13 protein-coding genes are annotated in these 15,414 nt (G+C 48.6%); 10 read left to right on the top strand and 3 right to left on the bottom strand.

Annotation, left to right across the window (positions count from 1 at the left end):
* Nucleotides 1–146 precede the first annotated feature (146 nt).
* Complete coding sequence (gene yegD, locus AOT11_RS22605) at nt 147–1,499, top strand: molecular chaperone (protein ID WP_017422507.1); 1,353 nt, start codon at nt 147–149, stop codon at nt 1,497–1,499.
* Nucleotides 1,500–1,751: 252 nt separating this feature from the next.
* On the opposite strand, the gene AOT11_RS22600 is transcribed toward yegD, so the two are convergent.
* Nucleotides 1,752–2,141: a rhodanese-like domain-containing protein gene (locus tag AOT11_RS22600; RefSeq protein WP_017422509.1), complete on the bottom strand. Its 390-nt coding sequence runs from the start codon at nt 2,139–2,141 to the stop codon at nt 1,752–1,754.
* Between the two features lie 181 nt (nt 2,142–2,322).
* Here AOT11_RS22600 and AOT11_RS22595 point away from each other — a divergent pair, with 181 nt between their 5' ends.
* The 7 genes from AOT11_RS22595 to AOT11_RS22565 all read left to right on the top strand — a co-directional run bounded on the left by AOT11_RS22595 (nt 2,323) and on the right by AOT11_RS22565 (nt 10,927).
* Nucleotides 2,323–3,360 (top strand): hypothetical protein, encoded by a 1,038-nt coding sequence (locus AOT11_RS22595; RefSeq protein WP_017422510.1) that lies wholly within the window; start codon nt 2,323–2,325, stop codon nt 3,358–3,360.
* A 103-nt stretch (nt 3,361–3,463) separates the two neighbouring features.
* A complete protein-coding gene (locus AOT11_RS22590; protein ID WP_011081017.1) occupies nt 3,464–3,667 on the top strand; it encodes a hypothetical protein in 204 nt (67 codons plus the stop codon).
* A 23-nt stretch (nt 3,668–3,690) separates the two neighbouring features.
* Nucleotides 3,691–4,641, top strand: coding sequence for an SRPBCC family protein (locus AOT11_RS22585; protein ID WP_017422511.1), 951 nt, complete (start codon nt 3,691–3,693; stop codon nt 4,639–4,641).
* Complete coding sequence (locus tag AOT11_RS22580; RefSeq protein WP_017422512.1) at nt 4,638–5,144, top strand: hypothetical protein; 507 nt, start codon at nt 4,638–4,640, stop codon at nt 5,142–5,144. The genes AOT11_RS22585 and AOT11_RS22580 overlap by 4 nt, the downstream gene beginning before the upstream one ends.
* Before the next feature lie 190 nt (nt 5,145–5,334).
* The gene (locus AOT11_RS22575; protein ID WP_017422513.1) at nt 5,335–6,462 is read left to right on the top strand and encodes an efflux RND transporter periplasmic adaptor subunit; all 1,128 of its coding nucleotides are present in this window, start codon (nt 5,335–5,337) and stop codon (nt 6,460–6,462) included.
* Nucleotides 6,462–9,512: an efflux RND transporter permease subunit gene (locus AOT11_RS22570; protein ID WP_017422514.1), complete on the top strand. Its 3,051-nt coding sequence runs from the start codon at nt 6,462–6,464 to the stop codon at nt 9,510–9,512. The genes AOT11_RS22575 and AOT11_RS22570 overlap by 1 nt, the downstream gene beginning before the upstream one ends.
* 143 nt (nt 9,513–9,655) lie before the next feature.
* Complete coding sequence (locus AOT11_RS22565) at nt 9,656–10,927, top strand: MgtC/SapB family protein (RefSeq protein WP_017422515.1); 1,272 nt, start codon at nt 9,656–9,658, stop codon at nt 10,925–10,927.
* A gap of 63 nt (nt 10,928–10,990) precedes the next feature.
* On the opposite strand, the gene AOT11_RS22560 is transcribed toward AOT11_RS22565, so the two are convergent.
* Nucleotides 10,991–12,751 (bottom strand): M4 family metallopeptidase, encoded by a 1,761-nt coding sequence (locus AOT11_RS22560; RefSeq protein WP_026050732.1) that lies wholly within the window; start codon nt 12,749–12,751, stop codon nt 10,991–10,993.
* Nucleotides 12,752–13,252: 501 nt separating this feature from the next.
* Between AOT11_RS22560 and AOT11_RS22555 the strand changes: the two genes are divergently transcribed.
* The gene (locus AOT11_RS22555) at nt 13,253–14,284 is read left to right on the top strand and encodes a hypothetical protein (protein WP_017422516.1); all 1,032 of its coding nucleotides are present in this window, start codon (nt 13,253–13,255) and stop codon (nt 14,282–14,284) included.
* 211 nt (nt 14,285–14,495) lie between these two features.
* Entirely contained in the window at nt 14,496–14,864 is a 369-nt protein-coding gene (locus AOT11_RS22550; protein ID WP_026050731.1) for a PilZ domain-containing protein, read from the top strand.
* Between the two features lie 131 nt (nt 14,865–14,995).
* Here AOT11_RS22550 and AOT11_RS22545 read toward each other — a convergent pair whose 3' ends face one another.
* Nucleotides 14,996–15,376 (bottom strand): SpoIIAA family protein, encoded by a 381-nt coding sequence (locus AOT11_RS22545; RefSeq protein ID WP_026050730.1) that lies wholly within the window; start codon nt 15,374–15,376, stop codon nt 14,996–14,998.
* Nucleotides 15,377–15,414: the final 38 nt, after the last annotated feature.

Genomic DNA, 15,414 nt, shown 5'->3' with positions numbered 1-15,414 from the left:
AACGCAATCGATTTTCCACTCGTTTTCGGTTGTTAGCAGAAAAACGGTGTTTATTGATTGCCAGTGCAAATTGAATAAGGGGCTTTTACTGGCTATTTGCTGGGCGCTGCGTTAGCATTGCCGACCTTTTTTTGGCTGGAGGTGTTATGTACATTGGTTTCGATTATGGAACGGCAAACTGTTCAGTGGCGAAAATGCAAGATGGCGAGCCAGAGCTACTCGCTATTGAAGGATCAAGTCACTATATTCCGTCAACACTTTCCGCCCCAACAAGAGAATCGGTTTCCGAGCATTTATTCCGACATCGAGATATCAAACCGCTCGACAAAGTGGGTGAGCAGGTATTACGACGAGCCATCAACGTCAATCGAGAAGAGAGCATTGAACTGCATCCGGAAGATGTGGTGTTTGGCCAGGCGGCGCTTGATCGCTATTTGGCAGATCCAACGGATCTCTATTACGTTAAATCACCGAAATCGTTTCTTGGTGCTTCTGGCCTGCATGACGTGCAGCTGAGCTTCTTCGAAGATCTGGTTTGCGCCATGATGGCTAACATCAAAACCAACGCAGAACATTCGGCGCAAGCGGTGATTCGTGATGCGGTGATTGGCCGTCCTGTGAACTTCCACGGTCGAGGTGGTGAAGAGGCAAACCGTCAGGCTGAAGGCATTCTGCGTCGCGCAGCGACACGCGCAGGCTTTAAAAACATAGAGTTTCAGTTTGAACCGGTTGCTGCTGGTTTAGAATATGAAGCAACTCTGCAGCATGACAAAACCGTATTGGTGGTTGATATTGGTGGCGGTACGACTGACTGCTCGCTGATTGAAATGGGGCCAAGCTGGCGTGGAAAAAACGAGCGTACAGGCAGCTTGCTTGCTCATTCCGGTCAGCGAATTGGTGGTAATGACCTCGATATTTATCTTGCGTTTCGTCAACTGATGACGCCATTTGGTTTTGGTAGCAAAGCGGTCAGCGGCATTGATATGCCAAGGACTCAGTTTTGGAACCCAATCGCTATTAACAACGTTCAAGCGCAAAACGACTTCTATGGGCGCGCCAATCTAGCGGCGCTTAAGCTGCTGCACAAAGAAGCCCAAGAGCCAGAAAAACTGGCTCGCTTGCTCAAGGTCTACCATGAAACACTCGGTTATCAGATAGTCAGACGGGCTGAAGAGGCAAAAATTGCCTTGTCGGATAGCGAACACTACCAAGTTGCCCTCAATCTGTTTTCGGAACAGTTACATGTGGATGTCAGCCAGAGCGAAATGATTGAAGCGATTGAGTCGCCGAAGAGCAAAATGGTGGAGCTAGTAAAAGAAGCCGTTGAGCAGGGGGGCGTAAAGCCGGATGTGATCTTTATGACCGGTGGTTCCGCTCGCTCACCGATTTTGCGCCAAGCCGTAGAGAGCGAGTTACCGAATGTGCCCGTTGTCAGTGGCAACTATTTCGGCTCGGTTACCGCAGGTCTGGCGCGTTGGGCGGAGGTTTGCTTTCGCTGATTACGTTAATGCATTACCGTTTGACCTTACCCCAAGGCAAAGGTTTATACCTATGATGGTCGTTAATCCGAAAGTAAGGTGACTTATGGGATGCTGTAATCAAGCGCCGAAAGGTGGTGGTGGAAAACCATCCACACTGTTCATTACCATCGCTGTGATGATGGCCGTGGTGTTTGCCTTAGCCTTTTTCGCTGGCTAAAAAGAACAAAAGGCGCTCTGGATTGAGCGCCTTCTTAATTTCTGCTTGATGGATTATTCTTCTGGTTTGACGGCCAGCATTTCTTCAATGCCCCCGCCATTTAACAGCAATGTGTAGCCAGATTGCGAGAGGAAATCGTAAGCTTGGCCGGAACGATTGCCACTGCGGCAGTACAGAACGATCGGCTGACTCTTGTCGATCTTGCTAAAGCCCTTTGCTAGTTCATTCAAAGGGATGTTTACCGCCCCTTCGATGTGTTTTTTCTGAAACTCGGCGGGTGTACGCACATCAACAACGAGCGCGCCTTGTTCGATCCACTCCCACGCTTCTATTGCTCGATTTGACGCATGAGCGAAGGAGGAAACACAACTGAGCAACAGCAGGCTTAAAAATGCGCGCCAATGTGTATACCAATGAGTTTGTTGTTGGTTTTTTTGTCGCATGAAGACTCCTAATAACACCGCTAACCTGTCTGTATTCTCAACAAATTGGAGAGGATGCAAACAATGTGTCTAATCATTCTCCGAACGACAGGAGAAGTCTCGTTTTTGAACGGAAATTGTGAAGTGAATCATGTATTCTCGCCGCCTTAGTCACTGACTCACAAATAAAAAATAAATCACTATGCATTACGAGCAACAACTAGGGTATCGCTATCCCAAAGGGCGATTTGCACTTATTAGTGTGTATTCTTTTACTGGCGCTGCCATTTTGGCGTCCACCATTTTTTCATTGCTGCTGTTTTTATCGATAGATGACAACCCCTTGATGCAGGCCTTATTTGGCGGTTTAGCCATCATTTTCGAGGCTGGAAAGTTTTACGCTTGGTACGAGTTTGGTGAGCGACGTGCACACCGCAATTATTCTGGAGCCATCACTGCGTTTGTCTTTTATTTGGTATTAGCCGCGATTTCTATTGGCGGCAGTATCGGCGGGATTAACAGCGCGACCAATACCGCGCAGAATCACATTGCACTGGAACAGGCTAAAGTCACCGCTTTCAATCGCCAAATTGAAGCGATTGAAAAGCAGATTGAGTTAAACAATCTGGCTGCGCAAAAATACATTGAGATGGAACGGATCGCCACAGGGGTGAATCGAATCCAACAGCAAAACGATACTCTGCGTAAAGAGCAGCAAAAATTGGCTATGCAACGAGACAGCTTACCGCCTGTCGCGCAAGGCTCAGTGGTGGGGCTCATCGATAGCCTAGCGGCAGCATTTTCAATTCCCTCTGGTCAGGCACAATTGGGGCTTGTGGTCTTTTTGTCGGTGTTGCTGGATTGCTTTGCAGCCTTCTTTGTTGGGGTTATTGGCGAAGAGCAACGTTTTCGTCATTGGTATCGCCGTTTTGGTGACAACGCAGCCGAACAGGGTGAATCCGTCACTCCGGTTGGGTATTTGCCGCATTTGCATGCTCAGCAAGATTATCCGATTGCCGCGACTAAGGAAGCTCAGCCCGAGCCATCGCCACTTTATCTCGATGTAGCTCAAGCATTGGCAAGGAGCGAGCTCTCATGCAGTAAGAAGGCGGTTGCCAAGCACTTTAAACTCAGTACAGAAGAAGTGGATCGGCTGTTTAACGAATTGATCAGCGCGGGCGTGGTCGGTAAGAAAGCCAATAACCACTACCACTGGTTGGGCGACGCCGCAGTGGCGTAGAGACCGCTTTTCAGGGAGCATTTTGCTCCCTTTCTTTATTCCTGGGAGTTGGTTAATATCCGAAAGTTCAAAGATTTGCTTAAATGGATATTAGGAGTCGTCGATGCAAATGAAATTACCCACTCTTGCGGCATTATGTTTGGTTACTTTACTGGCGGGTTGTAGTGCTCATCAGAAGAAAGAGATTAAAGAAGGCTTTACGGAAGTGGGCCATGCCACCAAAGATGCGGCAAAGAAAACCGGCCATTTTTTCCGTGATACCGCGAAAGACATTGGTGAAAACCTCGACGAAGCCACCAGCCAATGATCCTCTAGCCGAGAGGTAGTGCAATGCGTATTGATATGACAGGGACTTGTGTTAGTCGAAGTATCTATATTGATAGGAAACCTGAAAAGGTCATCGACTATATCAGCGATTTTGGGACTTGGGCCAAGTGGTCGCCATGGTTAATTTTGGAGCCGAAAAGCGAGGTTACCTTTAGTACTTTCCAGCAGCAGCCTGGGGCTCAGTACGCATGGAAAGGTGAGCGTATTGGTGCAGGAAAAATGGAGTTAGCGCACCTGTATGATCATCAACTCGTTTTCCGCTTGAGCTATCTCAAACCGTTCAAAGGCGAGGCGAAAGTCTATTTCAATGTTTCTCCTGAGCAGCAAGGTTGCCGCGTTGAGTGGCAATTTCAGGGTAAGTTGCCTTGGTACATGTTTTTCTTCCGTCAAATGTTTGGGGCGGTGCTCGGTATGGATTACGCGCGCGGTTTGAGAATGTTAAAAAGCGCCATTGAAACTGGGCATGTGTACTCGAAGCTGAAAGATCTCGGTGAAAAGGTGGTGCCGCAAGTGCATTACATTGGCGTAAAAGGCAGCGCCACTACCGATGACGTAGGCCACTTAATGCAGCGTCATTTCGATAACTTAGAAGACTATGTAGCAGAACACCGAGTTCCGGTGTCTGGTGAGATTTTTAATCTCTATCATTCTATGTCACTGAAAACGGGTTTGTTTGAGTTCACCACCTGCATACCCGTTTCCTACCCGATTGAAGCCAAAGGCAAATTCGTGGCAGGGACTTTGCCTTCCATGCCCGTTTACGTGGTTGAACACCAAGGCGAGTACCAGTTTCTCGGTAATGCCTGGTCGTTTGCTTCGTCATTAACCAGGGCGAAAAAAATCAAAACACGCCATAAGCCGTTAGGCATAGAGAAATACCTCAATGGGAAAATGGGCGTGGAGCCAAAAGAGTTGTTAACCGAAGTGATGTTAATCAAACGGAGTGAGTCATGAATAACTTTGCTATCGAAACCATGTTGATCATCTTGCTGGTTCTGTTTGTGCTGCTGGTGGCTATGCAAGCCTGGCTTTGGTTACGTCCGTTTGCTTACGATTTACGTTTGCCCATTGCGTTGAAGCAAAGTGTTCGCTCTTTAATGACTTCGCTCGATCAAGTGAAACCGCAGGGTGTTATCGAAATGAGGTATGCCGATTTATTTGAGCAAATAAGCCTGAGAAAAACGCCAATGCAGAAGAAAATCGAATTGGTGAAATCGCTATTTGATGAGGTAAAAACGCAGCCAGTTCCTAAAGGGCGAGATCAGCACGAGCAAGAGATTATCACCGCGAGTGTGCATCAGTTTGATGCTTTGTTAAGTCAAGCGTCACTCTCTTCACGTTCTCTCTGCTATTCCAATACAGGGTATTTTATTTCAGCTTGTGGCGTGTGGTTGTGTCAAATATTGCTCGCCAAGGAAGAAGGGGCGGCCGCATCCGTGGATGAAAAAAACAGGTAGCCACTCAGCGAAATGTTCAAAAAAAGCCGCTTTTGCGGCTTTTTTTGTATTCGGAGAAACAGAAATAACGCATTTAGGATCTCAAATAACGGACAAATATCACCTTTCAGTAAACTTTTGAGTTTACCTTTTTGTGATTTGCAATAAAATAAACTCCAAAGTTTACTTTTTTTCTTTTTGAAGGTGGAAAATGTCGTTGGTTGATCCTCTAATTGGAAGTCGATTTGGTCGTCAGTTTAGAAGGCGATGCCTTAGCGTACGCTACATAAGTGCTGTGGCGGCCTGTTTGCTGGTGGTGGGATGCAGTGAGCCTGTTGCTCAGCATGTGGCAGCGCCAGTGGTTCGCCCTGCATTGGTGGAGCGTGTCTCTACCGAGCAGGATAACGCGCTGAGTTTTAACGGGGTAGTGCAAGCGGCGGAAAGAGCAGAGCTGTCGTTTCGCGTTTCTGGGCGATTGACACAATTGCTTGTGAACGATGGTGATACAGTGAAAAAAGGTCAGCTACTCGCCCAATTAGATGCGCGTGATGCCAAGACGGCGTTAGCTTCAGCTCAATCAGAGCTCGATAACGTGCAGGCGGAATACGCGCGCGCAAAAGCCATTTTTGAAAAAAGCCGAGCGATCACCAAAAGCGATTTGGATGCACTCGCGACACGGTTGAATTTGTCGAAAAATCGAGTGGAAGAAGCGCAACGCCAACTTGAATACACCAGTCTCTATTCTCCTTTTGCTGGGGTTGTTGGGCTGACGCAAGTCGACAACCATACCCAGGTTCAGGCGAACCAGCCGATTGTAACTTTGCACAACCTGCAGCAGTTAGAAGTGTTGGTGAACATCCCCGATACCGTGATGTTGACCAGTCAGCACAACACGCGTGCGTTTGCTGAAATCGCGGTGATCCCAGAGCATCGTTTCCCTTTGACCTTGAAGCATTATTCCACCCAGGCGGACGCGGCAACGCAAACTTACGCCGTGACGCTGGCGTTCACCGATGTGAATGGTTATCGCGTGCTTCCGGGAATGACGGTGAAAGTCGTGCCGGACACGGCTGAGCGCCAACAAACGGAAGCTCAACGCATCACGCTGCCTTTAACGGCGGTGATCTCAGATAACCAAGGTGGCCAATATGTGTGGGTGGTCAACGGAGATAATCGCGTCGCAAAACGCGAAGTCAAAGTAGGTGAGCTTCGCCAAAATCGCATCGCGATTGATGACAATCTTGCCTTGGGCGAAAACGTGGTGATTGCAGGAACAGGCTCGCTCACAGAGGGCATGGCGGTTCGCCCTTACACAGAATCGACCCAAGGAGCTCAGTAATGAACCTTGCTGGCTATACCATTGCAAAGCGTACCAGTGTTTGGGTATTGATTGCGCTGACCTTACTCGGCGGGTACATCAGCTATCTAAAACTTGGCCGATTTGAAGACCCAGAATTTGTCATCCGCCAAGCGGTGATTAACACCCCCTATTATGGTGCCACCGCACAAGAAGTGTCAGACGAAGTGACGGATCTTATCGAAGGGGCGGTTCAATCTCTGCAAGAGTTGAAAGAGGTCAAATCGGTTTCCAAACAGGGCATGTCGGAAGTGACGGTGGAGATCAAACTGGAGTTCGCTCAAAGCTCTGCCGAACTGCAGCAAGTTTGGGACAAGTTAAGACGCAAGATCAGCGATGTGCAAAGGCAGTTGCCGCCGGGGGCTGGCCCTTCCATCGTTAACGATGATTTTTCTGATGTGTATGCACTGTTCTTTGCGGTGACCGGAGAAGGCTTTAGTGACAAGCAACTGCAAGACTACGTGGATACACTGCGCCGAGATTTGGTGTTGGTGCCTGGGGTGGCCAAAACGGCGACGTTAGCGGAGCAGCAAGAGACCATTTTTGTGGAGATCTCTTCAGAGCGATTAAAACAGCTTGGTATGTCGCTGGAGAAAGTGACGCAAGTGTTGCAGAAGCAAAACCTGATTACCGTTGCTGGCAGCATTGAAACCGAGGCGATGCGGTTACCGGTGATCCCCGATAGCTCGGTTCGTTCACTGCAAGACATCCGCAATCTGCAAGTTGGCCTTGGGGCCGACAACAAAGTGGTCCGTTTGGGCGATATTGCTAACGTTGTTCGTGGGTACCAAGAACCAGCGACGATGCTGATGCGTTACAACGGACAACGCGCCGTTGGTTTTGGTATTTCCAACGTGATGGGCGGCAACGTAGTTGAGATGGGGGATGCCGTTAAAGCGCGATTGGCTGAGTTGGAAAACCAACGTCCGCTTGGTATGGAGCTGCATGTTATTTCGATGCAGTCGGACTCGGTGAGAGCGTCGGTTGCGAACTTTATCGACAACTTGATCGCAGCGGTAGCGATTGTGTTTGTTGTGCTGCTGCTGTTTATGGGGGTGAGATCGGGCATCATCATCGGCTTTGTGCTGTTGCTGACGGTGGCGGGAACGCTGTGCATCATGCTAATCGATGACATTGCCATGCAGCGTATTTCGCTCGGCGCGTTGATCATTGCGTTAGGGATGCTGGTGGACAACGCCATTGTGGTGACCGATGGCATTTTGGTGCGCATGCAACAAGAGCCAGACTGTGACAAGTTGACCATTGTCAATGAGGTCGTCGAGGCGACCAAATGGCCGCTGCTCGGTGGCACAGTGGTGGGTATTTGTGCCTTCAGTGCTATTGGTTTATCGCCATCGGACATGGGCGAGTACGCTGGTTCGCTGTTCTGGGTGATCCTCTATTCCATGCTGTTAAGCTGGGTGTTTGCTGTGACCATCACACCAATGTTGTGTCACGATTTTCTAAAAGTAAAACCGAATCAGGGAGATAACTCCGTTGGCGTTATGATGCGAAGTTATCGCGGCTTGCTTAGCTGGGTATTGCGTCATCGCCTTATCAGCGTTGTGGCCATTTTGGCGATGCTGTTGGCCTCCGTGTGGGGGGCGAAGTTTATTCCTCCGGGTTTCATGCCGGACTCACAGCGTGCGCAATTTGTGGTCGACGTCTACCTACCACAAGGGTCGGATATTCGTCGCACTGAGCAAGTGGTCGCGCAGATTGAAAATGAGGTGAAAAGTAAGCAAGGGGTGACCAACATCACCAGCTTTATTGGTGGCGGTGGTTTGCGCTTTATGTTGACTTACTCACCAGAGGCACGAAACACCAGTTACGGCCAATTGTTGATTGATATTGATGACTATCAGAAAATCGCTGCGTTGCTGCCTGAACTGCAAAATGAACTGGATGCCAAATACCCAGATGCATCGATTAAAGTGTGGAAATTCATGCTGGGCCGCGGTGGTGGTAAGAAGATAGAAGCGGGCTTCCAAGGCCCAGACAGTGCCGTGTTACGTGGTTTAGCTGAACAGGCCAAAGCGCTGATGATGGCGGATGACAATTTGATTGCGGTGCAAGACGACTGGCGTCAGCAAATGCCGGTGGTGAAACCGGTCTACTCTTCAGAAAAAGCGCAACGTTATGGCCTGACCAATCAAGAGATCAACCAAGCGATCAGTCAGACGCTGTCAGGCAAAAATGTTGGTGTTTATCGTGAAGGTGATGACTTAATCCCGATTGTGCTGCGAGCGCCCAAAGAAGAGCGCCAGCACGCTAGGGCGATCGAAAACACCTTGGTTTATAGCCATGCAGTTGGGCAGTCTGTGCCAGTAAGTCAACTGATTGAATCGGTGGATGTGGTTTGGCAAGACGCCATCTTACGTCGCATTGATCGGGTACCGACGATTTTGGTTCAAGCAGACCCTGCACCAGGTGTTCTCACCGCAGATGCGTTTAATCAAATACGCAGTAAAATCGAGGCCATTCCTTTGCCGGCGGGCTACGAGCTGACTTGGTATGGTGAGTACAAAGCCTCGAATGACGCCAATGAAGGTTTGGTGATATCGGCACCTTACGGGTTTTCCGCGATGATTTTGTCGGTCATTTTCATGTTTAACGCGTTAAGACAGCCGCTGGTGATCTGGCTAACGGCGCCTTTGGCGGTCATTGGTGTCACGGTTGGCCTGATTGTCTTCCAAACGCCCTTCGAATTCATGGCGATTCTCGGCTTTCTTAGCTTGATCGGCATGATGGTGAAAAACGCCATCGTTTTGGTGGATCAAGCTGATGTGGAAATTCGACAAGGCAAGTGGCCGTTCCAAGCCATCATCGATGCGGCGATGAGTCGTGCTCGACCTGTGCTTCTTGGCGCACTGACCACGATATTAGGTGTTGCACCACTGTTGGTTGATCCCTTCTTTAAAAGTATGGCGGTCACCATCATGTTTGGTCTGCTGTTTGCGACCTTGTTAACACTGGTGGTGATCCCGCTTTTCTATGCCATGTTGTTTCGCATAAAAGTGGAGCAAATTTAACGTGACGAACAAACGCTACTCGGTTGAGTAGCGTTTTTTTTAGGCGATTTTTGCACAATTCTTTATGCAACTGACGCCACTTCACAGAACCTGTCACACAACACGCTAAACTAACCTTAACCCTTCGCCACAGGAGTCTTTTTATGGATTTCAATCAACTGGTTAGCGGTCAACACCCCGTGTGGAATGTCATTATTGCGTTGCTGCTTGGGGCGATCATTGGCACACAGCGTGGCTGGGTGATGCGAAACAGCGCTGAAGGCAGCCGTGTGGCGGGGATTCGCACCTTCTCCTTAGTCGGTTTACTGGGCGGGTTAACGGCATTGCTCGCCAGTCACACATCGCCTTTCGTACTTGGTTTTGCTTTGCTCGCCTTGGTGGCTCTGGCTTCTATTGCCTTCATTATTCAGCAAAAAAACAGCCAAGATATCAGCATTACTGGCGTTGTCAGTTTGCTGGTGACGTTTGTGATTGGCAGCTTAGCCGTAGTGGGCGAGGCCGTATTGGCGGCATCGGCAGCGGTGATCACTGCCGTTGTATTAGATAACAAAAAGGAGCTTCATCAAGGATTGCAGCGTCTGCAAGAATATGAACTGGACGCCGCTTTACGGTTGATGATGATCTCTGTGGTGTTACTGCCTTTGTTGCCGAACCAAACCTATGGCCCTTGGAATGCCTTGAATCCGTATGAGATTTGGTGGATGGTGGTGCTGATCGCCAGCATTTCCTTTGTGGGGTACTTTGCGATCAAAATCGGCGGCGCCAAACGTGGAGTGTTATTTACCTCCGTTTTTGCCGGACTGAGTTCGTCAACAGCACTGACACTGCAATTTTCCAATCTTTCTCGAGAACAACCAACGATTAGCCCTTTGCTTGCCAGTGGCATACTGCTCAGCTGTGGCACCATGTTTCCACGTTTACTGGTGGTGCTTTCGGTGCTAAACCCGGCCTTGGTGACACAGTTGTGGCCGATCGTGCTATTGATGATGGCAGCCTTGTATCTTCCTGCTTGGTGGATCTGGCGCTATAGCGATGTGGAGTTTAACGAGCAAGCAGGCAAACAAACTAACCCTCTTGCTCTTCAATCGGCGTTGTTCTTTGGCGTGATTTTGGCGGTGATTATGCTGCTTTCTCACGCGTTATCTGAGTGGTTTGGTAGCGCTGGTACACTCATCCTTGCCGCGCTCTCGGGCATTACCGATGTGGATGCCATCTCGCTTGCTTTGGGGCGACAAAGCACGCAGGGCTTAAGTGTCAGCACCGCGGCGTTGGGGGTGTTTATCGCCGCTTCCGTCAATACGTTAGTCAAAATGGGCATGGTGGTAGCGATTGGTGATCGCAAGTTGTGGAAACGTGTGGCGCCGGTGATGCTCACCAGCGTCGCGATTGGCGGCGCGACGTTTTGGATCCTCTAGCCAAACAGAGGCCCAGCATTCACTGGGCCTAGGACATTATGGAAGGTCGACAATATGACTCTGCTAGTTTTGGTGAACAAAAGGACCCGCTGTGGCGCTAGAGGCCACATTGCCAGCAGAATCATAGACTTTCGAGGTGACGTAATACTCATAAGTCACCCCTTTAGAACCGTTGAAATTATACGAGTGTGACGTCACTTGCTCGTTTTTTACATACGTGCCGCAGCAAGAAAAGGTCACTTCCGTCGATGAGGCGACATCCGTATCCCAGCTGATTTGGAATTTCACTCCTTTGATGGTGCGACTACTTACATTGGATATCGCGATATCACCGCCAGTACCACCTGAACCACCACCGCTACCACTACAGAGCGTTTCGGTCACGCCCACTTCATCCCAAGCGTCAAGGACGTTGGCGGAGTAGGTACCAGCAACGGCATCTGTGGCGGCGCGCGCTAAACAGAAATCCGCATTGGGTGGCAGGGAAGTAAAACCGTTATATACGATTTGCGTTGCGGCATCCAAACCGATACCCGCCACATCGCTACCTGAGGCAAACTGTCCATCAGCATTTTGCCCGCCATTGACTAATAAGTAATACCAGTGGTTGATGATGCCACTGTTGATGTGCACACCACCATTGTCACCAGTGCCTGTGTATCGTTCATTGTAGTGAGAGGGATCGCCATCTTCTCCCGGATCAGCCATATTACGGATGCCGTTTGAATTTGGCGTGATGTCTTCGCCGATGGTCCAGTTGCCACTGCCATAGTAAAACTCAATGTTGGTGCCCATGATGTCGGAAAATGCTTCATTGAGTGCGCCAGATTCATTTTGGTAAATCAGATCGCTGGTTGCGTCGGTCAAGCCGTGCGAAAGTTCGTGTCCCACCACATCTAAATCGCCGGATAAATTAATGAAGGTGATGCCATCCCCATCTCCGTAAGCCATTTGATAGCCATTCCAATAGGCGTTGTTATAGTTGCGTTTAACATGGGCGGTTGACACCATCCCCTGCGAATAGTGACTCAACCAGTTGAATTGCAGCACGCTCAAAAAGTAACTGTCAGTCACATTGGCAAAGAAATGCGCATCGACCATCGCCGCTTGGCCAGGGGAAGTGCGGCCAGGTTCCACCCATTGATCGTCACTATCTGTGGCTAGAGCTCCGGGTAGTCGACTGCGGCCACCGGCATCATAGGTAGAAAGGCGACCATTTGCAGAGACCATTTCGAAATTGCCGCGATTAAATGTGGTCAGCCCGGACAGATCTTTGCTATCCCCATGAACACCGGTTCCGCTGCCGGTGGTTAATCCATCATAAGCATTGAGCACTTCGCCGGTTTCGGCATCAATCCAATAGTGCCAACGGCTGTCAGCACGTTGATTTTCTACGATATAAAAGAACAGTCCATTGGATGGGTTAATAAACAGGTTGGTCGTCCACCGTCCATGGCCACCAATTTTCATCATCACGATGCCTTTGGCCGCTTCGGCTTTCAGTTTGACGGAATTACTTGAGAGTAAATGGTCATAGCGACGACCAATCACCGTGACGACATCGCCACTGGCCGCCGTGATGAGACTGATTTCTCCGCCAAATACAATGGCATTTTGAAAGTGCTGCTGAAAGCGCTGTGTTTCCATTCCGGAATGACCAAGCGCAAAGCGTTTCACCAAGGTGGCGTTGTCTGGAAGGACAAAGTTTTTCGCTTGAAGACCTTTCAAGCTAGGACTTGGATGAGCGTTGGGACCATTTTCTGCCATGCTTGAAGGAGCGGCTGCGAGCAGGCAAGTTGCGATGATGGTGGTTTTGAAAGTCATGAACGCCTCCAAAGTGAAGTCCATTTTGTTCTCATCATAGGATTGCAAAACTGCTCATTTCATGACCGTGTGAGAACTTGCTATTTATGAGTTTGTCACTAAAGATAAGTGTAGGCAGGAAAAGGGCTGCCATCAAACCACATCACGAAATTGATAATAATTTATCTGAATAATGAAATGGATATATTGTTAAATGTGTTATTTATGAGACGAGTAGGAGAGAGTGATTGATGTGATCAATAAATGAATTATAATCTCAGCAAATTTTTCTAAGATGTCCCATAAATCTGTTTGCTCTGCTTGTGGTTTTGTCACTGGATTGCGTGCTGTCGTAGAGTATAAACAAGGAAGTCATTTTTAGACGTCTTAATCAACCGAAATAACAAGTTGGCTTGTATTGTGTATTTGGACTGATTGAGGTTTCACGTTTTGTTTTCTATATCAAACTCTTTTATTTCCTCTTTGAAGCGAAACGCTTTGGGGGGATTACTTCTTGCTGCGATGAGCTTTCCATTGGTAGCCGCCCCTGAAACAACGGTATTAACACCCGATCAAGATTGGATGCCAACCACGGATTTGAGCTTGCCACGACAAATGAAAATAGGTGCGCTCGAAAACGGCATTCGTTATGTTGTTATGCCATCACGCTATAGCCAAAAGACGGTGTCACTTCGCTTCGAGTTGCAAACGGCATCCAATCAGACTTGGCTTGTGGCCAACGAAGCAGACCTGAACTCGCGTTCTCTCAAAGAGGCCCTTGTTGAACTGCGTGGCAAAGTATTGGTGAACGACAAAGTTCCCGCCGCTCCTCAAAGTAAGCTGACGGTGATTTTGGTGGGGGATGTTCAGGTTCGTGATGCGATCGATCAAATTGACATCGTTTTTGGTGGCGCCAAGATCGGCAACTCGATTCCGGGTCGTTTGTTTGCTGAAAAGCCAACTTCAAGTCTTGAGCAACCAATGGATACTGAGACGTCAGCTCAGCCAGTGGCCGCCAACATCTATTTGAAAACGCGCCTGACTGATGACCAAGAAGACAGCAAAATGCGTCGTAAAGAGCTGACAGCAAGTCAGTTAGCTGATGATGTTTTGATGGCGCGATTGGAAAAACAACTGTTAGAAGCCAACATCGGTCTCGTGGCGGTTGAGATGGAAGAGAGTTGGTCTCGACAGCAATTGGTCAGCACTATTACAGTGGCCCTAAGCAACGAGGAAGAGCTAGACAGTGCAAAAATCATCGTTGCCAAGGTGCTGGAAGGGGCAAAAAATGGCAATGTGACGGCGGATGAGTTTGCGACACAAGTTCAATTGAGACACGACTTGTTTAAGCGTCATCTTAAGGTTTCATCTTCGCAACAAGCCGATGGTATTGCACAAGCAATCCGCTTTAATCGCGTTTATGTGCAGCCATCTGATGAGCTGAGATTATTCGAGTTCCATATCGCACATATGACTGAGAGCGACGTCAGTGAGGCGATGATCGTCAACTGGTCAAAAGGCACTGAAATGCTTAGTCACGTGACCGGTCAATAATTCTCCAGACTTTGATAAAGCCAACTTGTTGTTCGAGTTGGCTTTTTTATATTTCCTATCCCTCTGTGGTATGACTCTTGCTTCAATACACTTGTGAGCGTTATCTGCCATTAAAAACGGCGCCTTGCCTTGATAAATTCTCAAATTGAGAATGTTTTTAGGAAAGAAAAGGCGCTTTGATAGGCAGAAGCGATACAGGGAGGCAATGACGATGCAAAATCATGACGATCAAAAGCGAAAGTATTACCGCTTAAAATATCCTGTGAAGGCACTACCACGTGTCCGTATCAACGGTGATGTGTACCACGTGAATGAAGTTTCCGAAGGGGGCTTACGGGTTACACTCTCTAGCATCCATCAGTTTCATCAAGGTCTGATGATTCGGGGAACGTTGCAGCTGCTCAATTGTGTGTTGGCTATCGAAGGGCGTATTTTACGTTTCGATCAAGATGAAGTGGTGTTAAAGCTCTCTAAAGGCCCGAGTTTCAAGCATATGGCAGCAGAGCAACGTTATCTCTTGCAGCATTTTCCAACTCATATTCATATGCTGCGCCGAGCGGCGGCGAATCAAGTCGCGTGATCTGATTTTCCTAAGTACATTTCCCAACGACATTGCTCAAGGTCACTGAAACGAACGCGAAGCGGACTAGGACGCTTCGCTTGGTCGTTCACTTTAATAGCAATAGGGTAATTTGGCTTGAGTCTGATCCGTTAATCCGCCAGCCATGTGATTGCCGAGTCATAATCACTAAACGATTTCATCTCGCCAGAAATAAACCAGCTACCTACTTTGGCTGCGAGTTCTTGCCAATTTTTGTCACCATAAACAGCAACTTTATTGACGCTGAAGCCGATTTTTAGACCCAGTTGGAAGTCATCCCAGGCAGCTCTAGGCTCCCAGCCTGAAAACTCACTAATGTCTGCGAGCATATTCATCTGTTGTCGATTGATGCCCGCAAGGGCTGCTTCCAGTACCGGAGCGATCGCTTGATAATCTTGATGGGTGAGTGTGCCCGTTGCTTTAAAAACCAATATGGTTTGTGAGCCAATACGCTCAATGCCAAACGTGATGCCGTGACGTTGATTATTCACCTCGTGTCTCCTCACTTTATGGTTTGTTTGTAAGAGCT

Origin of the sequence: Vibrio vulnificus NBRC 15645 = ATCC 27562, assembly GCF_002224265.1 — a bacterium.
Lineage (GTDB): Bacteria > Pseudomonadota > Gammaproteobacteria > Enterobacterales > Vibrionaceae > Vibrio > Vibrio vulnificus.
Note: the sequence above shows the minus strand (reverse complement) of the source record. Positions and strands in the feature narration are given on the sequence as shown.